The sequence below is a fragment of the Lentzea terrae genome, from assembly GCF_003265345.1.
In the GTDB taxonomy this organism is placed as follows: Bacteria; Actinomycetota; Actinomycetes; order Mycobacteriales; family Pseudonocardiaceae; genus Lentzea; species Lentzea terrae.
In genome coordinates, this window is sequence record NZ_QFWW01000013.1 from 97,092 (window position 1) to 117,052 (window position 19,961).

Annotated in this window: 16 protein-coding genes and 1 tRNA gene; 9 read left to right on the forward strand and 8 right to left on the reverse strand. The window is 68.9% G+C overall.

The window, feature by feature from the left end:
* On the reverse strand, positions 1–2,931 hold the full coding sequence (locus DI276_RS19100; protein ID WP_112265245.1) for a glycine--tRNA ligase: 2,931 nt from the start codon (positions 2,929–2,931) through the stop codon (positions 1–3).
* A gap of 430 nt (positions 2,932–3,361) precedes the next feature.
* On the opposite strand from DI276_RS19100, the gene DI276_RS19105 reads away from it, so the two are divergent.
* The 4 genes from DI276_RS19105 (at position 3,362) to DI276_RS19120 (ending at position 7,561) form a co-directional block, all read left to right on the forward strand.
* On the forward strand, positions 3,362–4,933 hold the full coding sequence (locus DI276_RS19105; protein WP_232836756.1) for an LCP family protein: 1,572 nt from the start codon (positions 3,362–3,364) through the stop codon (positions 4,931–4,933).
* Positions 4,934–5,049: 116 nt separating this feature from the next.
* Positions 5,050–5,535, forward strand: a complete 486-nt coding sequence (locus DI276_RS19110; RefSeq protein WP_232836757.1) for a helix-turn-helix domain-containing protein — start codon at positions 5,050–5,052, stop codon at positions 5,533–5,535.
* 78 nt (positions 5,536–5,613) lie between these two features.
* The gene (locus tag DI276_RS19115; RefSeq protein WP_232836758.1) at positions 5,614–6,861 is read left to right on the forward strand and encodes a MurT ligase domain-containing protein; all 1,248 of its coding nucleotides are present in this window, start codon (positions 5,614–5,616) and stop codon (positions 6,859–6,861) included.
* Complete coding sequence (locus DI276_RS19120) at positions 6,854–7,561, forward strand: type 1 glutamine amidotransferase (RefSeq protein WP_112265247.1); 708 nt, start codon at positions 6,854–6,856, stop codon at positions 7,559–7,561. Before DI276_RS19115 ends, DI276_RS19120 begins: the two co-directional genes overlap by 8 nt.
* On the opposite strand, the gene DI276_RS19125 is transcribed toward DI276_RS19120, so the two are convergent.
* The gene (locus DI276_RS19125) at positions 7,527–8,102 is read right to left on the reverse strand and encodes a TetR/AcrR family transcriptional regulator (RefSeq protein WP_112265736.1); all 576 of its coding nucleotides are present in this window, start codon (positions 8,100–8,102) and stop codon (positions 7,527–7,529) included. The two genes, DI276_RS19120 and DI276_RS19125, sit on opposite strands and share 35 nt — an antisense overlap.
* Positions 8,103–8,223: 121 nt before the next feature.
* Here DI276_RS19125 and DI276_RS19130 point away from each other — a divergent pair, with 121 nt between their 5' ends.
* Positions 8,224–9,696 (forward strand): flavin-containing monooxygenase, encoded by a 1,473-nt coding sequence (locus tag DI276_RS19130; RefSeq protein ID WP_112265249.1) that lies wholly within the window; start codon positions 8,224–8,226, stop codon positions 9,694–9,696.
* Here DI276_RS19130 and DI276_RS19135 read toward each other — a convergent pair.
* Positions 9,680–10,714, reverse strand: a complete 1,035-nt coding sequence (locus DI276_RS19135) for a zinc-dependent alcohol dehydrogenase family protein (protein WP_112265251.1) — start codon at positions 10,712–10,714, stop codon at positions 9,680–9,682. The two genes, DI276_RS19130 and DI276_RS19135, sit on opposite strands and share 17 nt — an antisense overlap.
* A gap of 108 nt (positions 10,715–10,822) precedes the next feature.
* Between DI276_RS19135 and DI276_RS19140 the strand changes: the two genes are divergently transcribed.
* Together DI276_RS19140 and DI276_RS19145 are read left to right on the forward strand one after the other, a co-directional pair.
* Positions 10,823–11,950 (forward strand): carboxylesterase family protein, encoded by a 1,128-nt coding sequence (locus DI276_RS19140; protein WP_232836759.1) that lies wholly within the window; start codon positions 10,823–10,825, stop codon positions 11,948–11,950.
* Positions 11,947–12,690, forward strand: coding sequence for a class I SAM-dependent methyltransferase (locus DI276_RS19145; RefSeq protein ID WP_112265253.1), 744 nt, complete (start codon positions 11,947–11,949; stop codon positions 12,688–12,690). The genes DI276_RS19140 and DI276_RS19145 overlap by 4 nt, the downstream gene beginning before the upstream one ends.
* On the opposite strand, the gene DI276_RS19150 is transcribed toward DI276_RS19145, so the two are convergent.
* The 3 genes from DI276_RS19150 to DI276_RS19160 form a co-directional block, all read right to left on the reverse strand.
* Entirely contained in the window at positions 12,677–13,357 is a 681-nt protein-coding gene (locus DI276_RS19150; protein ID WP_112265255.1) for a hypothetical protein, read from the reverse strand. The two genes, DI276_RS19145 and DI276_RS19150, sit on opposite strands and share 14 nt — an antisense overlap.
* Positions 13,358–13,424: 67 nt before the next feature.
* Positions 13,425–15,074, reverse strand: coding sequence for an NPCBM/NEW2 domain-containing protein (locus DI276_RS19155; RefSeq protein WP_112265257.1), 1,650 nt, complete (start codon positions 15,072–15,074; stop codon positions 13,425–13,427).
* A 23-nt stretch (positions 15,075–15,097) separates the two neighbouring features.
* Complete coding sequence (locus DI276_RS19160; protein ID WP_112265740.1) at positions 15,098–17,254, reverse strand: glycosyl hydrolase family 95 catalytic domain-containing protein; 2,157 nt, start codon at positions 17,252–17,254, stop codon at positions 15,098–15,100.
* 355 nt (positions 17,255–17,609) lie between these two features.
* Here DI276_RS19160 and DI276_RS19165 point away from each other — a divergent pair, with 355 nt between their 5' ends.
* Positions 17,610–18,224 (forward strand): TetR/AcrR family transcriptional regulator, encoded by a 615-nt coding sequence (locus DI276_RS19165; RefSeq protein WP_232836760.1) that lies wholly within the window; start codon positions 17,610–17,612, stop codon positions 18,222–18,224.
* Here the strand turns inward: DI276_RS19165 and DI276_RS19170 are convergent.
* Positions 18,221–18,442, reverse strand: coding sequence for a DUF3618 domain-containing protein (locus DI276_RS19170; RefSeq protein WP_030469566.1), 222 nt, complete (start codon positions 18,440–18,442; stop codon positions 18,221–18,223). The genes DI276_RS19165 and DI276_RS19170 overlap by 4 nt on opposite strands.
* Before the next feature lie 109 nt (positions 18,443–18,551).
* Between DI276_RS19170 and DI276_RS19175 the strand changes: the two genes are divergently transcribed.
* A tRNA-Leu gene (locus DI276_RS19175) sits at positions 18,552–18,625 on the forward strand.
* Positions 18,626–18,657: 32 nt separating this feature from the next.
* On the opposite strand, the gene DI276_RS19180 is transcribed toward DI276_RS19175, so the two are convergent.
* Positions 18,658–19,959: a LuxR C-terminal-related transcriptional regulator gene (locus DI276_RS19180; RefSeq protein WP_198680750.1), complete on the reverse strand. Its 1,302-nt coding sequence runs from the start codon at positions 19,957–19,959 to the stop codon at positions 18,658–18,660.
* Positions 19,960–19,961: the final 2 nt, after the last annotated feature.

Here is a 19,961-nt window from a genome sequence, read left to right on the forward strand (position 1 = left end):
CTACAGCTGGGTCCAGTCGAGCACCGGCGCCGCGAAGTCGCGGATCGACGCCAGCAGGCCCAACCTGGCTGCCTTGACCGCCGGATCCTCCGCCATGACCAGCACCTCGTCGAAGAAGGTGTTGATCGGCGCGGTCAGCCCCTCGGCAGCGGCGACGAACGCCGCCAGGCCGTCGACGTCGCGCGAGACGCCGTCGAACGCCTTGTGCAGCGCCACTTCCGCCGGCTCGGACAGCACCGAGGCGTCGTAGGAAGCGGAGACGTCCGCCGGCACGATCCGGCGCACGCGCTGCAGAGCGGCCGCAAGAGCGTCGAAGGACTCGTTGCCCGCCAACGACTCCAGCTGCTTCAGCGTCTCGTCGGCGCGGACCGGCGAGTCGGCCAGCGGCAGCACCGCCTGGACGAACCGGTGCTCGTGGCCCGCGTCGAGCAACGCCTGCTCGTAGCGCCGCACCGCGAACTCCCGTGCCGTCTCCAGCGCGTCGGCCGACACCGACAACCCCTCGGCCGCAAGCGAAAGCGCCTTCGACAGGGTGATCTCGCGCAGGTCGGGGAACGCCCGCAGCACCGACACCGCGCCGAGAGCCGCGCGGCGCAGGCCGAACGGGTCCGACGAACCGGACGGCTGCGCGCCGATGCCGAACAGGCCGGCCAGCAGGTCGAAGCGGTCGGCGAGCGACAGCAGCGCACCCGGCACCGACGACGGCAGCGCGTCACCGGCCGAGCGCGGAAGCTCCATCTCCCACAGGGCCGTGGCGACCTCCGGGGTCTCCCCCGCCCGCACCGCGTACTCGCGCGCCATCACGCCGGCCAGCGACGACAGCTCGATCACCATCTGCGAGCCGAGGTCGAACTTGGCCAGCGCACCGGCGCGGTCCAGCGTCTCGCGGTCCACGTCGACCACTGAAGAAAAACGGGTGGCCAGCGCGGCGATCCGAGCGGCGCGGTCGGCCATCGAGCCGAGCTTGTCCGCGAACGTCAGCTTCGCGAGGCCCGACTTCATCTCTTCCAGCGGCGTCTTGAGGTCCGCCCGCCAGAAGAACGCCGCGTCCTCGTACCGCGCCCGCAGCACGGCCTCGTTGCCCGCCCGCACCAGGTCCGCGTCGACGGAACCGTTCGCCACGGCCACGAAGTGCGGCAGCAACGCGCCGTCGGCCGTGCGAATCGGCAGGTACCGCTGGTGCTTGCGCATCACGGTGGTGAGGATCTGGCCCGGCAGCTCCAGGTACCGCTCCTCGAACGAGCCGAGGATCGGCGTCGGCCACTCGACCAGGTTCGTCACCTCGTCCAGCAGCCCCTCGACCTCCACGACACCGCCGACGGACGCCGCGAGCTCCTGCGCGGCGGCCACGATCGCCGCGGAACGTGCGTAGGCGTCGACCTGGATGCCGTGCGACTCCAGGAACTTGAGGTAACCGTCCGCAGTGGACACTTCCACCACGGGCAGCGCGGCCGTGCGGTGCACCCGCGTGGTCGTGCCGGAGGTCAGCGACGAGACCGCGACCGGCACGGGGGTGTCCCCGAGCAGCGCGAGCAGCCAGCGGATCGGCCGGGTGAACGACAGCTTCGGGTCGTTCCACTTCATGTTCTTCTCGGCGCGCAGGTCGGAGACGACCTCGGCGAGCAGCCCGCTCAGCACCTCGACGGCGCCACGGCCGGCGTCGGTCTTGGTGAGCGCGACGAACTCGGCGCCGTTCTCGGTGACCCGCCCGAGCGCCGACACGTCGACGCCCTGGCCGCGAGCGAAGCCCTGCACGGCCTTCGTGGGGTTGCCGTCGGCGTCGAACGCGGCGGAAACACGTGGACCACGCACCGTGCGCTCAGCGTCCGGCTCACGTGGCGCCACGGTCGGCACGAGCACGACGATCCGGCGCGGCGTGCCGTACACGGCCACTTCACCAAAAGTCAGCCGAGTGGCGCCGAGCTTGGCTGTGACCGCCTCGCGCACCGCGTCAACGGTCCGCAGCACCTCGTGCGGCGGCAGCTCCTCGGTGCCGATCTCGAACAGCAGCGTGGCGGGCGCGACAACGTTCTCGAAGGACGAAGGCGCGGCAGCGAGAGCCGGAACCTCGGCCAGCCCGAGCGGATGCCCGAGCTCCTCACGCCGCTCAGCCCACAAACCAGCGACCTCACGCGCCAGCCCGCGCATCCGGCCGAACGCACGGGCGCGCTCGGTCGTCGAGATCGAGCCGCGCGCGTCCAGCACGTTGAAGATGTGCGAGCACTTCAGCACGAAGCTGTGCGCCGGCACGGGCAGGCGAGCGTCGAGCATGCGCCGCGCCTCGGCCGCGAACTCCTCGAAGAGGCGCTTGTTCGCCTCCACGTCCGCGTCGTCGAGGTAGTACCGCGACATCTCGTACTCGGCCTGGCCGAACGCCTCGCCGTAGGAGATGCCCGGCGCGTAGGCGATCTTCTTGAAGTGGTCGACGCCCTGCAGCGCCATCATGATCCGCTCGATGCCGTAGGTGATCTCCACCGACACCGGGTCGAGCGTCATGCCGCCGGCCTGCTGGAAGTAGGTGAACTGGGTGATCTCCAGGCCGTCCAGCCAGACCTCCCAGCCGAGGCCCCAGGCTCCCAGCGCGGGCGAGGCCCAGTTGTCCTCGACGAACCGCACGTCGTGCGCCCGCACGTCGATGCCCAGCGCCTCCAGCGAACCGAGGTAGAGCTCCTGCGGGTCGCCCGGATCCGGCTTCAGGATCACCTGGAACTGGGTGTGCGTCTGCAGCCGGTTCGGGTTCTCGCCGTAACGGGCGTCATCGGGCCGCACCGACGGCTCGACGTACGCGACGCGCCACGGCTCGGGACCCAGCACCCGCAGCACGGTCGCCGGGTTCAGCGTTCCGGCGCCCACCTCGGTGTTGAAGGGCTGCACGACGAGGCAGCCACGATCGGTCCAGTACTTGGTCAGCGCGAGCAGCGCGTCCTGCATCGTCAACACGGCACGAGTCTACGAAGCGGACAAAACCGCTGGTCACGGCCCCTTGATCAGGTGGCCTTCGCCACTGTGTCACCCTTTGCACAACCGAGTGGAGTCCCCGCACGTCTACTTGGTGTACCCGAATGCGCTGAGAGGAGTGGGTGTGGACAACCGGCCGCCGCGGCCAGGAGAACCGAACGGAACTCCCAGGCGACCTTCCGCCACCCCGCGTCCCCAGGCGGGGCAGCCCCGCCGTCCCCAGGTACCTCCGCGCAGCTCAGAGCCCCCGCGCAGGCAGCAGCCCAACCGGGCCGAACCGCCCCGCCGGGAGCCGCCGAAGCGCTCCGAGCCACCCAAGCGGGAGAACCGCAGCGAGCCGCCCCGTCGTGAGCCTCGCCGCGACCCGGCCCGCGCCACCTCGTCGGCTCCGCGCCCGCGTCCGGTGGCCGACCGCCCGACGGTCCGCACCACACCGGCCAAGGCCAAGGCCAAGGCAGCGCCCGCACCCCGGCCGCGCCCCAGGCCTGCAGCCCGCAGGCCGAGCGCTGCGAAGAGCGGCGCGTCCGCCGGCGCCAAGATCTTCGTCAGCATGCTGTCCGCGGTGATCCTGCTGGTCACGGGCATCGCGTGGAAAGACCTGAACTCGCTGACCGAGAACCTCACCAAGCAGGACCTGAACCTCGCGGACGCCGGTGAGAAGCCCGCGGACGGCGCGATCGACATCCTGCTGGTCGGCATGGACAGCCGCACCGACTCCAAGGGCAACCCGCTGCCGCAGAACGTTCTCAACGAGCTGCAGGCGGGCGGCAGCGACGACGGCGGGTTCAACACCGACACGCTGATCCTGCTGCACATCCCGAACGACAGCGGCAAGGCCTACGCGGTGTCGTTCCCCCGCGACTCCTACGTGAAGATCGCGGGCGGCTTCGGGCGTCACAAGATCAACTCTGCCTACGGGTACGCCAAGGGTCAAGCGGCCGAGAAGCTGCAGGGCAGCGGCAAGAGCGCGCAGGAAGTCGAGATGGAGTCCCGCAAGGCGGGCGCCAACAACCTGATCGGGACCATCGAGAACCTGACCAGCGTGAAGATCGACCACTACGCCGAGGTCAACCTGGTCGGCTTCTACGACATCACCAAGGCCATCGGCGGCATCGACGTCTGCCTCAACAACAACGTGCGCGACAGCTTCTCCGGCGCGAACTTCAAGAAGGGCCCGCAGACCATCGAGGGCAAGAACGCGCTGGCGTTCGTCCGGCAGCGGCACGGCCTGCCCATGGGTGACCTGGACCGCGTGGTGCGCCAGCAGGTCTTCATGGCGGGCCTGGCCAAGAAGATGCTCTCGGCGGGCGTGCTCACCGACGGCACCAAGCGCAGCGAGATGATCAAGGCCGTCAGCGGCGCGATCGTGCTCGACGACGGCTGGGACATCACCAAGTTCGCCCTGCAGATGAAGGACATGACGGGCGGCAACATGACGTTCCAGACGATCCCGACGGGCAACCCGGACCTGCAGACCCCCGAGGACGGTTCCGCGGTCGAGGTCGACGAGTCCGAGGTCCACACGTTCATCAAGAACCTCGGCAAGGACCCGGCGTCGTCGTCGACCGCGCCGGACCCGAAGTTCAACAACGCCTCGGTGACCGTCGACGTCCGCAACGCCTCCGGCCAGCCCGGTCTCGCGGGCACGGTGCTGCAGTCGCTCGTCGCGAAGGGCTTCACGGCGGGCCAGCCGGGCAACGCCGAGGCCATGACCAAGTCGGTCGTCCGCTACGGCAAGGGTGGCGAAGCCGGCGCCAACGCGGTCCAGAAGGCGCTCGGCGGGATGAAGATCGAGGAGGACGTCAACGTCCCGGCCGGCCGGGCCCGCGTGTTCCTCGGCGCGGACTACTCGGGTCCGGGCGCGCAGGGCTTCACCGGTTCCGGAGTACTCGCCCTGGACGGTGCGCGTCAGCAACCGGCTGAACCGGAGGCCCCCAAGCCCATCACCGCAGACGGTGTGCGCTGCGTAAACTGATACTTAGAGTAGAGATGTTTAGCCCGTTCGGGGGATTCTGCTAGTAAGTTGCGTAAGCGCCGAAGAACTGGCGCCTTCCATCACCGTGAGACCCGCTCACGGGGTGGAGGGACCAGGTGCAAACCGCGAACGGCCAAATCGACACAGCGGCGTACCAGCGCGTGCTCGGTGATGAGATCCGCAGCCTTCGCAAGCAGCGCGGCTGGACCCGCAAGGAGCTCAACAAGCGTCTGCAGACCGAGATCTCGCTGCAGACGCTGGCCACCTACGAACTCGGCACCCGGCAGTGCTCGGTGGTGCGGCTGGTGGAGATCTGTCACGCCCTCGACGTTCCGGCACACGAAGTCCTCGCTCGTGTGCACGAACGCTTCTTCGGCGACACCCCGGCCGGCCACCTGACGCTGAACCTCACCGCCGTCGCCGCCACCGACAACCCCCGGCTGATCCCGCTCAAGCGCTGGGCGGCCGGACGTCTGCACGTGCTGCCGCCGGGTGCGTCCACCGAGGTGCATCTTGATCTGCCCGCCTTGGAGAACATGGCGCAGCTGTGCCAGTTGCCGACCGTCGAGCTCATCCGCACCCTGCGTGCGCTGAGTCGTTAGTTGTACCGAACCCCCGTTCACACCAACGAAACGACCGCCCGAAACGGGCACTTCTCCACCGCCGGTAGCATCGCCGGGGTGAACGATTCCCCCGCCCGCCTCCCGCTGCGCACCGCGGCCGCAGTGAAACTGGGCAACCTGAGCTCCTCGCTGTCCCAGAAGATGGGGCTCGGCGCAGGCGGCATGATCGGCGGCCGGGTGGCGCTGAAGCTCGACCCGCAGGCGCTGAACCGCTTGACGCAGGGCCGCAGGGTCGCCGTGGTGACCGGCACGAACGGCAAGACCACCAGCACGATGATGCTCGCGAGGGCCGTCGGCGCGCTGGGTGAGGTCGCCACGAACCACAGCGGCGCCAACATGCCCGACGGTCACGTCACGGCGCTGTCGAAGCAGCCGGACGCCCCGTACGCCGTGCTGGAGTGCGACGAGGGCTACTTCCCCGCCGTCGCCGGTGCGAGCAACCCGGCCGTCGCGATGATCCTGAACCTGTCCCGCGACCAGCTGGACCGCGTCGGCGAGGTGCGCACGATCGAGCGCTCGCTGCGCGACGCCATCACCAAGCTGCAGAACTGCACGATCGTCGCCAACTGCGACGACGTGATGGTCACGAGCGCGGCCTGGAACGCGGCCAACGTCGTCTGGGTCGCCACCGGCACCGGCTGGCACCACGACTCCGCGAGCTGCCCCCGCTGCGGCAACCCGATCCGCTGGCAGGGCGAGCACTGGCACTGCACGGGCTGCGACCTCGCCCGCCCGCACCCGAACTGGATCACCGCCGACGAAGCGATGATCACGCCGGAACACCAGAAGATCGAGCTGCGGCTCACGTTGCCGGGCAAGTTCAACCAGGCCAACGCGGTCATGGCGGCTGCGGCCGCGCACGCGATGGGTGTGCGCACCGAGGACGCCGTCGCGAGGCTGCGCGGCGTCTCCAACGTGAGCGGCCGCTACCGCACGATCCAGCGCAACGGCCGCAGCGCGCGCCTGTTGCTCAGCAAGAACCCCGCGGGCTGGAGCGAGACCCTCACGGTCGTCAAGGAGGCCAACCACCCGGCCGTCCTGGTGATCAACGCCCAGGAGGCCGACGGCCGCGACCTCTCGTGGCTCTGGGACGTGCCGTTCGAGCGGCTGCAGGGCCGCACGGTCATCGCGTCCGGCGAGCGCGCGACCGACCTCGCCGTGCGTCTCACGTATGCCGAGGTCCAGCACACGATCGTGCCCGACCCGCTGAAGGCCATCGACCAGATGCCGCAGGGGGCGGTCGAGGTCATCGCCAACTACACCGCGTTCCGCGACTTGAATGCCAGGGCTGCCGCTGATGAGTGAGTCGACAATCCAGATCGCGCTCGTGCTGCCGGATCTCCTCGGCACATACGGGGACTTCGGCAACGCCGTCGTCCTCGAGAAGCGCATGACGTGGCGCGGCATCAAGGCCGAGATCGTGCCGATCAACTACGGCGAGCCGGTGCCGGACTCGTGCGACATCTACGTCGTCGGTGGCGGTGAGGACACGGCGCAGACGCTGGCCGTGAAGCACCTGCGCGAGCACCCCGGCCTGCAGCGCGCCGTCACGAAGAACGCCGTGGTGCTGGGCGTGTGCGCCGGCATCCAGATCTTCGGCGAGAGCTTCACCCGTGCCGACAACGTCACGCACCCCGGCATGGGCCTGATCGACTCGACCTCGCACGCGGGTGGCAGCCGCGCGATCGGCGAGGTCATCGCGGAGCCCGCAGACGGCCTGTTCGCGGGTCCGCTGACCGGGTTCGAGAACCACCAGGGCCGCACGGTGCTGGGCCCGGCCGCGCGGCCGTTGGCGCACGTCAAGGTCGGTACGGGCAACGACGGCAGCGTCGAGGGCGCCGTCCAGGGCCGGATCGTCTGCACCTACCTGCACGGCCCGGTGCTGCCGCGCAACCCGGCACTCGCGGACATGCTGATCGAGTGGGCCACCGGCACGAAGGTCGCGCCGCTGGACCTCCCGGCCGTCACCGCTATGCGTGCGGAGCGGGTGCGGGCAGCTTCATAGCGACGCCTGGCCAGATCACGGCCATGACGTAGTCGGTTGCGAGCGCGGGCCCCACCGAGGGCCTGCGCTCCATCCACACCGCCAGGCGTTCCGTCGCACCGACGACGATCTCCGCGAACGCCTCTGCCTCCAGCGGGTCGATGTCCGGCGTGAACGACGCCAGCACGGCCCCGATCATGTCCGTCTGCTGCTGACGGATGCCTTCCACCTCTTCCTGCGCCGACGGCACGGCCACGGCCGCTTCCTGCCGCAGCAGCGCCCACGACCTGCGGTGCTCGTCGATGAACTCGAAGAACGCCCTGAGCCCCAGCCGGAGGAACTCCTCGGGGCTCTGCGCGCCCGCGATCGCCGCCGCCGTCTTCTCCCGCAGCTCGGTGCGCGCACGGTGGATGCAGCCGATGAGCAGGCCTTCTTTCGAGCCGAAGTACTCGTAGAGCATCGGCTTCGAGACGCCGACGCGTTCGGCGATCTCGTCCATCGACGTGGCCAGATACCCCTGCTCGGCGAAGATCTCCTCGGCGACGGTGAGCATCTGCGCCATGCGCTGGGCCTTGGGCATGCGGCGCCGGGGCGCAGGTGCGGTCACGAACGGAGTCTACCGCTCGTAACTTACTTCGAGTAACCTACTGCGAAGTAGGCACGCCGAGCGGAGGGACGTCCCCATGCATCGAGAGACGAAAGTGCTCGTCATCGGCACCGGCTTCTCCGGCTTGGGCATGGCCATCGAGCTGAAGCGCCGCGGTGAGCACGACTTCGTGGTCCTCGAGAAGGCGGGCGACCTCGGTGGCACGTGGCGGGACAACTCGTACCCCGGCTGCGCGTGTGACGTGCCCTCGCACATGTACTCGTTCTCGTTCGAGCTGAACCCGAAGTGGTCGCGCATGTTCGCCCAGCAGGGCGAGATCTGGGACTACCTGCGGCGGGTCGCCGACAAGTACCGGCTGCGGCCGCACATCCGGTTCAACACCAAGGTCTCCGGCGCGCAGTGGGACGACGAGACCAAGCGCTGGAACGTGACGACCGAGCAGGGCGACACGTACACGGCACAGGCTCTGGTCGCCGGCGTCGGCGCGTTGCACATCCCCAACATCCCCGAGCTGCCGGGCATCGAGAACTTCGCCGGCAAGTCGTTCCACAGCGCCCAGTGGGACCACGACTACGACCTGAGCGGCAAGCGCGTCGCCGTCGTCGGCACCGGCGCGTCCGCGATCCAGTTCGTACCGAAGATCGCTTCCCAGGTCGGGTCGATGAAGATCTTCCAGCGGACGCCGCCGTGGATCATGCCCAAGGCCGACCGCGAGATCACCGGCCGGGAGCAGAAGCTGTTCCGCGCCTTGCCCTTCACGCAGCGGCTGTACCGGAACTTCGTCTACTGGGTCCGCGAGTCGTCCGCGCTGGGGTTCGCGGTCAACCCGAAGATCATGCAGTTCGCCCAGGGAATCGCGTTGCGGCACATGAAGAAGCAGGTGCCGGACCCGTCGTTGCGGCGCAAGCTGAAGCCCGACTACACGATGGGCTGCAAGCGGGTGCTCATCTCCAACGACTACTACCCCGCGCTCGGCTACCCGACCGTCGACCTCGTGACGGACAAGATCACCGAGGTGCGTGAGAACTCCGTTGTGGACAGTGCGGGCGTCGAACACGAGGTCGACGTCATCATCTACGGCACCGGTTTCCACGTCGTCGACTCGTTCGACTACCTGGACATCCAGGGCAAGGGCGGCGTCGACCTCGCGAAGCAGTGGCGTGAGAAGGGAATCGAGACCTACTACGGCATCACGGTCTCGGGCTTCCCCAACCTGTTCTTCCTGCTGGGCCCCAACACCGGGCTCGGCCACAACTCGGTCGTGTTCATGATCGAGTCGCAGATCCGGTACATCTCGCAGTGCCTCCAGCTCCTCGACGAACACCGCGCAGCGGAGCTGGACGTGCGACCGGAGGCCCAGCACGAGTTCAACCGCGAGATCCAGGGCAAGCTCACCAAGGGCGTGTGGACCCGGGGTGGTTGCCAGAGCTGGTACCTCGACGCGCAGGGCGTGAACCGCACCGTGTGGCCTGGCTTCACCTGGCGGTACTGGATGCGGACCAAGCGCGTGCGCGCCGAGGACTATGTGCTCACTACGGCTTCACGATGACTTTCAGGGCGGTCCGCTCGTCCATCGCCTGGTAGCCCTGGGCGACGTCGTCGAGCGAGACCGTCCGGTCGAACACGGGACCGGGGTCGATCCGCCCGGCGAGCACGTCGGCCAGCAGCTCCGGCAGGTACGCGCGCACGGGCGCGACACCACCGCCGATGTTGATGTTGCGCCCGAACAGCTTGCCCAGCGGCAGCCCCGGCATCTCGTGCGGCACGCCGACGTACCCGATCGTGCCGCCGTCGCGCACGATGCCCATCGCGGTCCCCCACGACTGCTCGGTGCCGACGCACTCCAGCACGGCCGACGCGCCGAGGCCGCCGGTCATCTCCTTGATGCGCTCGATCGCGGCGTCACCGCGCTCGGAAACCTGGTCCGTGGCACCGAACAGCTTGGCGATCTTGGCGCGGTCCTCGTGCCGGCCCATCGCGATGATCCGCTCGGCACCCAGCCGCTTGGCCGCGAGCACCCCGCACAGCCCGACCGCGCCGTCACCGACGACCGCGACGGTGCTGCCGGGCCCGACGCCGGCGCCGATGGCCGCGTGGTGCCCGGTGCCCATGACGTCGGAGAGGCTCAGGAACGCGGGGAGGAGGTCGGGCGACGCGTCCGCGGGGACCCTGACCAGCGTGCCGTCGGCGAGCGGCACCCGCACGGCCTCGCCCTGGCCGCCGTCGCTGCCCTTCGAGCCCCAGAAGCCACCGGAGCGGCACGAGGTCTGCAGTCCGGCCACGCAGTACGCGCAGGTGCCGTCGCTCCACACGAACGGCGCGATCACGCGGTCGCCGACGTGGACGGTCCTGACCTCGCTGCCGACCTCTTCGACGATGCCGAGGAACTCGTGCCCGATGCGCTGCCCGCCCGCACGCTTGGCGACACCGCGGTACGCCCACAGGTCGCTGCCGCAGATGCAGGCCAGCTCGACCCGGACGACGACGTCGGTCGCGTCCTCGACGGCCGCGTCCGGCACCTCCTCGACGCGGATGTCACGGGTGCCGTAGATCGTCGTAGCCCGCACCGGGCGCCTCCTCTGCCTCGTTGCTCAACCGTTACATGGTGCTCCTGTGTGCCCGCTCCCGCCGAATCGAGACGCTGTGGAATTGGTTACGCGCTTACGATCGGGTTCGTGCTGATCACCACGCGCGGTGTCCGCTATGCGAAGGCGTCCCGGTTCGCCGAGCCCGTGCCGTGCGCCTGGGACGGCGTGCTCGGCACCACCGAGCGCGGGCCCGCCTGCCCGCAGCCGCCGTCCGCGCTGGTGCACGTGGTCGGCAACTCGGTCGAGGGCCTGACCTTCGACGAGAACTGCCAGGTGCTGTCGGTCACCGCTCCCGCCGACGCCTCCGGGCTGCCGGTGCTGGTCTGGTTCCACGGCGGCGCCTACGTGACCGGCAGCGGCGAGTCTCGGAAGTACGACGCCGCTCTGCTGGCCTCGCTGGGCGTTGTGGTGGTGAGCGTCAGCTACCGGCTCGGCGTTTTCGGTTATCTGACCGGCAATCTGGGCCTGCTCGACCAGCTCGTCGCGCTGCGGTGGGTGCGCGACAACATCGCGGCGTTCGGCGGCGATCCGGCGAACGTGACGGCGTTCGGCCAGTCGGCGGGCGCGGACTCCGTGTACGCGCTGATGCTCACGGACACCGAAGGCCTGTTCCACCGCGCGATCATGCAAAGTCCGCCGCTGGGCGCCCGCAGCCCGGAACGTCCGGAGATGACCGCGGCCCTGCGCGAGTTCGTGTCGGTCGACGAGTCCACGTCCGTGGAAGACGTGCTGGAGGTGCAGAAGGACGCGATGTCGATGGCCGCCGCGCGCTTCATGCCCTCTGGCGGCATGCCGTTCGCGCCTGAGCTGGGCTCCGTCGACCTCGCCGCGGCGGCGGGCCGATTCGAGCTCCTCATCGGACACACGGCCGACGACGGCAGCCCGTACGTCGCAGACCAGCCGGAAGCCTGGGGCGTCGTGACAGAGCTCGTGTTCGCCGGCCCCGCGCGTCAGCTCGCCACGGACTGGACGACGGCGGGCGGTCAGGCGGCCACCTACAACTTCAAATGGCGGCCAGCCGGCGCTCCGCTCGGGGCGTGCCACTGCGTGGAGCTGCCGTTCCTGTTCGATCCGGACGGATGGAAGGGCGCAGGCATGCTCGCGGGGCAGGAGCCGGATCCGGCGTTGGCGCGGACCGTGCGGGAGATCTGGGCCGGGTTCGCGCGAAACGGAATGGACGCGCTGCCGTCGCGCTCGCTTGAATTCGGCGAATGACCGACCGCGAGCGTTTGCGCACCACGTTCGGAGAGGACGCGGCCCGCTACCACCGAGCCCGTCCCTCCTACCCCGCGGAGCTGTTCGCCGAGCTCAGCGGCCAACGCATCCTGGAGATCGGCCCAGGCACGGGCCAGGCCACGCTGCCGTTGACGCACATCGGTCACGTGACCGCCGTCGAACTGAGCCCGGAACTGGCCGCCGTTGCGCAAAAGCACGCGCCGGACGCCGAACTGATCGTCGCGAACTTCGACGAGTGGCCACTGCCCGAACCGTTCGACCTCGTGGTCTCCGCGACGGCGTTCCACTGGCTCGATCCGCACACCCGCACGGCGAAGTGCGCGGCGGCCTTGAAACCTGGTGGCGCGCTGGCCGTCATCTCCACGCACCACGTCGCCGGTGGCACGGAACAGTTCTTCGTGGACGTCCAGGAGTGCTACGAGCGTTGGGATCCCGCCACACCACCGAACCTCAGGCAGTCCAAGGCGGACGACATCCCGCGCGAGTTCGACGAAAGCCCCGAGTTCGAGCAACCCGAGTTCCACCGGTACGAGTGGGAGCAGGCCTACGACACCGAGGCGTACGCAGACCTGCTCCTCACGTACTCGAACCACATCGCACTACCGACCCGCGAAGAACTCATCGCGGACATCCGGCAGCTGATCGACACGCGCTACGGCGGCCGGGTCACCAAGCGGTACCTGACCCAGCTCGCCGTTGCCCGTCTCAGGAGCGCTTAGTCCGCCGCGCCATCAGCACGACCGCGCCGCCCGCGCCGACGAGGGCGAGGCCACCGAGGCCGACCGGCAGCACGTCGAAGCCGGTGAACGCCAGCTCGTCCGCCTGAGCAGCAGTGGCGACCTGAGGCGCCGGAGCCTGCGGTGCAGGAGCCTGCGGCGCGCCTCCACCAGGCGGCGGCGGAGGCGTCTCCGTCTTGGTCGACGGCGGCGGGGTGGACGGCGGCGTGGACGGAGGCGTCTCGTTCGGCTTGCAGCCCGTGTGCGCCGGGTTCGTGCGGCCCACGCCGTGGTTGGCGTCGCACTCGTAGCCCTTGTTCGCGTCCGAGCCACCCGGCAGCTGGCCCGGCGGGTTCTTGTTGTCCGCCTTGCCCACGCAGCCCGCGCACGGCTTTCCGACGGCCTCGCCGCCGCCGTTGCCGTTCAACGACGGCGAGCCATCGCGCGTCGAGTCGTACGGGCCGTGGACGTTCGCGCCGTTGCCGCTGAAGTCCGCATTGGACGGCGGCTGCGGTGCCGAAGTGTCCTGGGTGGACTGTCCCGGTGGGACCTGGGGGTTGTTCGTGATCCCGTTCCCCTTGCCGTTGCCGGGCTCGGCGAGCCCCAGACCGGGGGCCAGCACCAGCGCCGCGGCAGCGGCGAAGGCAGGGAGAAGCCGAGTTGCTTTCATAGCTTGAATATAGAACGGCCTGTGAGCTGCGTAACACCGCTACCCACAGACCGCTCGAAAAAACACGCTACGAACAGGTGATCCGCGGAGACGCCCAGTCACCGTGGTCGGAATTGATGCCGTCACCGGCATCCGTGATGACCAAGCGCAGGTTCTCGGCTTCGCTCAGTGACGCGGTGAGCTTCTTCGCGGGATCGGTTCCGGTCATCCGTCCGGATTCCGCGACCTTGGTCGAATCCGCGAACATCTCGAACACCACGGATCCCTTGCCCACGGCCACTTCGTCGTCGACACCAACGTCCACAGTGACTGACGAGCACTTCCTGCCGAGGTAGAACTCGATCGTCGAGGCAGCGTGCGCGCCGAAGCCCTTCGCGTGCGTCACACCGTTGATCGCCATCGCCTTGCCGTCACCGGCCTTGTTGCCACCGACGGACCTGTCGATCTCGACCGGGCCCCAGCCGTTCGTGGACGACGTGGCCTCGAACGCGGACAGGTCGGTCGTGCCGGCGGGCGGGGTCGGCCGCGGGCCACCGTCCCCCTTGGACACCCGGTAGATCACGGTCGCGAGCGACGGCACCGACGCCGAGATCGCGCCGGTCGTGGTGCGCGTGGACTTGGTCCACAGGTCCTTCAACGTCGCCGGTCCGGACATGCCGATCTCGGACAGGGAGGTCGAGATCGTCTGCGTGGAGCCGGACTTGTTGAACAGCGCCACGGCCTTGTCCCCGTTGGCGAGCGGCTTCACGATGACGTCGATGCCGGTCTTGCCGGTGGTCCTGATCCGCTTGCCCTGCTTGCCGAGCTTGTCCTGGTCGATCGCGATGACGTCCTTGTTGCCCAGGATCGTGTACGTGTCGGCGTTGACCTTGCGCAGGTCGGACCCGATCAGCAGCGGTGCGGCCATGATCGCCCACAGCGAGAAGTGGCTGCGGTACTGGGTGGCGCTCATCTTTCCGTTGCCGACTTCGAGCATGTCGGGGTCGTTCCAGTGCCCAGGACCGGCGTACTGATCCAGCACGACGTTCTTCTCGTAGATGTCCATGGTGCGTGGCCAGGTGTCGTTGATGTCACCGGTGGTGCGCCACAGGTGCCCCGTGTCGGAGGCCCACTCCCACGGCTTGTTCTGGCCCCACTCGCACAACGAGAAGACGATCGGCCGGCCGGTCTTCTTCAACGCGTCACGCATCTTGCGGTAGCGCTGCTTGGCGTCGACGCCCTGGTTGTTGCAGTTGTCGTACTTGAGGTAGTCGACACCCCACGACGCGAATTGCTGGGCGTCGGACTCCTCGTGGCCAAGGCCGCCGGGAAAACCGTTGTCCTTGTTGCAGGTCTTCGTGCCGGCGCTCGTGTAGATGCCGAACTTGAGACCTTTGGAGTGCACGTAGTCCGCGACGGCCTTGATGCCGTTGGGGAAGCGCACCTTGTTGGGAACGAGCTTGCCCTGGGAGTCGCGGGTCTTCTCGGCCCAGCAGTCGTCGATGTTGACGTACTCGTAGCCGGCGTCCTTCAGGCCCTTCGACACGAAGAGGTCGGCGATGCCCTTGACCATCGCCTCGTTGAAGTCGGCTCGGCAGTGGGTGGCGTTCCAGTTGTTGAAGCCCATCGGCGGGGTGAGCGCGAGACCGTCGGGAAGCGCCTGGGCCGCCGGTGCCAGGGCGATGACGGATGCACTGACCACAGTGGACAGTGCGGTCGCCAGCGCGAGGATGCGCATGGGAGTTCCTTTCACAGGGGGTGTCACGCGGGCAGACCCCACGGCTTGCCGGGGGTCGTGATGGCGACGGGCTTTGCTGCCAGTTCAGGGCGGCGGCCCCTGGGGTGAACCAGCACTTCCTGGCCGCGCGGCAACGGGATCTCCAGGTCCCCGTTGCCGCGCACGTGGTGCCGCACCGGACGGCCGTTCGGCGTCACGACGGACACCGGGCCCTCGATGCCGTGGCGCAGCACCAACGGCTCGCCCGCACGGCTGCGGACGAGCACGAACTCGGTCTTGCCCTTGGCGCGCCTGGCCGTGACGGAGAAACCGCCCTCGGCCGAGTGGTCGGCGATCACCACGTCCGGCCACGCGGACGGCACGGCCGGGAACACCCGGACGATCCCGCCCCAGCTCTGGCAGACGAAGTCGTGGATGGTCTGGGCGCCGGACAGCGGGGTCTCCACGACCGGGCCGGCCTCGGTGTACATGGTGTTCTCGAGCACCGGGTAGCGCTTGGTCGTGTCGAACATCTTCACGAAGTACGCGTAGGCCTCGTCGCCGCGGAACATGCGCGCCGCGATCGACCCGGACCCGGAGTAGCTGTAGCCGCGGTGCGCGGGTTCCAGCGACATCCAGTGGTGCAACGACTTCTCGATCAACGCGCGGTTCTCCTGCTGCTCCCAGTTCACCGTCATCAGCGGGAACACCGCGAGCAGGTGCGAGTAGTGCCGGTGCGAGTTCACGAACGGAACCCCGGCGCCGATCATGAACCCGTTCGCGTCCACCGGGTACGGGGTGAGGTCGCGCAGCACCTCGTGCCACTTCGGCTCGAGCGGATCCTCGATCTTCAGCAGCTTCGCCGAGTCGATCAACGTCTGGCAGCCCCAGCGGATCAGCTGCAGGTCGTAGTTGCAGTCGGGGGCGTCGCCGTACTCCGGTGAGGTGGTGACGTCGAGGTGCAGCTTGCCGTCGTTGCCCTTCTTCAGGAAGTGCAGGTAGTAGTTGATCGACCGGCGCAGCAGCGGGAACACGACGTCGGCGAGGATCCGGCTGTCCATGCTGTGCCGGTAGGACAGCCAGACGTTGTGCAGGCCCCAGGTCAGGTTGCCGAGCTCCTTCACCCCGGTGCCGCCCGTGCCCGGCTCGTACAGCGTGCCCGCGTTGGACGTCGTGCGGTCGGTGCTGCGCCCGACCCCCGCCGAGTCGTGCCGGTAGGGCTCCTTGACGTTGCGGACGAGCTGGTCCTGGTTGTCCTTCAGAGTGCTGGTGATCGAGTCCAGCTCCAGGTGGTTCGAGCCGTGGATGAGCCAGTACTCCAGCTGCACGTTGAGGTTCCACCAGGCTGCGGCCCACGGCGTCTTCTCGAGCCACGGGCCCGTCGTCGCCATCACCGGGCTGCCGGCGCGCGAACCGGACGCCACCTTGTAGAGCTGGATCCAGTAGAACGCCTGCAGCCGCTGCTCGCCGAACGACAGGAAGCTCTTCTGGTAGAAGGCGTTCCACCACTTGCGGTGCGTCCTGGCCGGCGCGGCCTCACGCACGGCCTTCAGTGCGATCAGGTCGGCGCGGGCTTCGGGGTAGGTGTGCGCGACGGACAGCAGCAGGCGTTGCGTTCGACCGGTCGTGGTGATCCGGAAAGCGGTTGCTGTCTGACCGCCCGCGTTCAGGGCCTGCGTCACCAGCGTCTCGCGGCCGTCGGCTTTCGTCACAGGGTCCGGGTTGAGCACGTAGCCGTCCGGGAGCGGGTTGAAGTCCGCACGTGGCGGGATCGCCTTGGACGGCACGAACTCCAGCACCGGCTTCTCGTCGCCGGTTGGCGTGACCTGCAAGGACAGCACCGAGCGGGTGCTGTGGACGTAGGCGGCGAACGAGATCACGCCGAGGGTCGTGGTCACGGTTCCACGCAGCTCCGCGTTCCACAGGTCCAGACGCCAGTCGACGGCCGTGACGGTGCCCGCGGCGGTCATCTTCAGGTTTCCGACAGGAAGTCTGCACACGCCGAACTGGCTGCCGCCGGTGGTGCGGTGGTCCTGCACGTCCGCGTGCTGCACGGTGAAGCGGACGGTGTTGCCCTCCGCGTACACGACGCTGCCGAGGCGGCCGTCACCGAGGAACGGCGCCTGCCCGTACTGGGTCGGCGGCTTCTGCCAAACGAGATCCTGCTGGCCGATGAACTCGCGCCAATCGCGTTCCGACATGCCGTCGCAGTCGAAAACATCCGAGGACACGGTCTCTTTTCCGGTTGCGACACCCGTATGGACGAGCAGCGCCGCCGCTGTGGTTCCGCCGATGAAACCCCGCCTGCCAAAGACCATATCTGCTCCTCGCCCGCGCATGACGACAACAACCGTCCAGCTGCGCGGCGGTGCAGCTTGGTCCAGACAACTGGGAAAGGTAGGAGTTCTGGGTCACATCGCGCAAGAGCCAACTAACCGCAACACGAAGCAACAACCGGGTGCTCCTGCCCCTGCGGGAGGGGCAAGACGCCTAGGATGTCCCGCCAAAGGGGCGGGGAGAGTCGCACGAGCCGTGCCCTTGCTATTGGGAGGTGGCATGGCCGTGTCGACAGCGGCGTTCAACGAGGGCAGGGTCCCCCAGCGGGGCCGTCCTCGCGACGCCAGCAGGGACGACGCATTACGTCAGGCAGCGCTCGAGGTGATGGCCGAGGTCGGGTACCGGGCCCTCACCATGGACGCCGTGGCGGCCCGCGCGAGGGCTGGCAAAGCCACGATCTACCGGCGGTGGGAGTCGAAGCTCGATCTCGTGATCGACACGTGCACCCAGCTCGCCACGCAGAACCTCGCGGCACCGGACACCGGCTCCCTGGCCGGCGACCTGCGCGAGTTCCTCTCGTCGTTCGCCGCGTTCCTCTCCGGACCGATCGGCAAGGCCGCCCAGGCGCTCGTCGGCGAGCTGCCGCACGAGCCCGAGCTGGCGGCGGCGTTCCGGGAGACGTTCCTGATCTCGCAGCGCGACGTGCTGCGCGGCATCCTGGACCGCGCCGCCGAACGGGGCGAGCTGCGCGCCGACGCCCCGCGCGGCATGGCGGTCGAAATCGCCGGTGCGGCGTTGATCTACCGGCTGATGCTCACCGGTGACCCGCTCGACGAACCGTTCGTGGAGAAGGTCGTCGAGCAGGTGCTCTTACCGTTGGTGCGCGTCCCCTAGCGGAACAGCTTGCGGACCAGCGCGAAGCCGACCACCGCGCCGACCGCGATCAACGTGTACTTGACCTTGGGCTGGCTCAGCACGTCGAGCACGGACGACTTGCCCTGCTCGACGAGCTTCTGCGGGTTCGCACGCTCGCTGAGCTCGTCCAGGGTGGCGGCCAGCGCGGTGCGAGCCTGTTCGATCTCGCGCTGGATGGTGTCGGGATCGCGAGCCACATGTCCTCCTAGCAGCGGTTCTGTCCGCAACCGTAGTGGACGGTCGGTGGCGCGGCTTCGAGCGACCCGAGAGAGCGAGTACATGAAAGGCCTATAGGCTTCCACGCGAGGGGTCGTAGCCCAATTGGCAGAGGCACTGGGTTTAGGTCCCAGCCAGTGGGGGTTCGAGTCCCCCCGACCTCATTGATCAGCGCGTTTGCGGGTTCGCCGCAGGGTCAGGCCCGCGGCGAACCCCCCTCCGCGTTGATCACCCAGTCGGCGATCTGGGTCCGCGTGCTGAGGTCCAGCTTCTGCCGGACGCGCTGCAGGTGTGTCTCGACCATCCGCAGCGAGATCTTCAGCTCGGCGCCGATGCGGACGTTGCTCCGGCCGGCCGCCACCAGCGCCACGACCTGCTGCTCGCGTTCGCTGAGCGTCCTGGCCACCGCCGGTTCCGCGGTGCGCGCCACTCGGGCGAGCACGACCTCCGCCTGTTCCGCGAGCTTTTCCCGGCCGTACAACCGAACCGACTCGAGCTGCTCGAACCGGCCGGCCCCGGCGGACGTCACCAGCGACTTGGCCACCAGCGAGGACAGCAGCGCCAGCACCCGGTCCGCAGGCAGGTCGCACGCCGCCACCGCGACGTCGAGCCCGAAGCTGGGGAACGGCGAGAGGCACCGGAACGCGTGCTGCTCGTCGGCGCTGAGGTGGTCGTAGCTCCACTCGATCGCGGCGCGCAGGCTCTGGTGGCGTTCGGCCGCGGTGCGGTTGCCGCGGTTGAGCAGTTCCAGCCGGTCGTCCAGGTGCGCCAGCAGTTCGCCGACCGGCAGCACGGTGACGAGCCGGGCGGCGAGCTCGATGGCGAGCGGCAGGCGGTCGAGGCGGGCGCACAACGTGGTCAGCGCCGCTCGGTCGTCGAGCCGCAGGCCCAGCTGGTTGGCCCGCGCGCGGTCGGCGAACAGCTCCACCGCGCACGTGATCGGCAACGGCTGCACCGCGAACAGCACCTCGCCCGGTACCCGCAGCGGTTCGCGGCTCGTGACGATCACCCGGAGTCCCTGGCAGCCGAGCAGCAGCGGCTCCAGCAGAGCCGCACACTCCGCGGCGAGGTGTTCGCAGTCGTCCAGCACCAGCACCGTCGTTCGGCCCGCCAGCGCGCGCACCAGGGCGCTCAGCACGGGTTCGCCGGTGACCTCGCCGATGCCGAGAGCTGTCGCGCACGCACGCGCCACCTGGCTCGAAGCCGACGAGAGCTCGACCCAGTGCGCCTGGCCGTTGGTGAACTCCTTGGCCAGCCTGGTCTTCCCGACCCCGGGCGGGCCGACGAGGGTGAGCACGCGGGCGTCGGCGAACGTGGTGAGCCGGTCGAGCTCGCCGGCGCGGCCGATGAAGCTGTCCAGTGCCGCCGTGCCGGGCTCGTTCGCGCGTTGCCGGTAAGCCCGCTGGCGGCAGGCGTTCGAGCAGTACCGCGCGTGTCTGCGCCGGGAGGTGGCGGTCGCGGCGCCGCAGGTCGCACACGTTCCCACCTGTTCGGCCATCG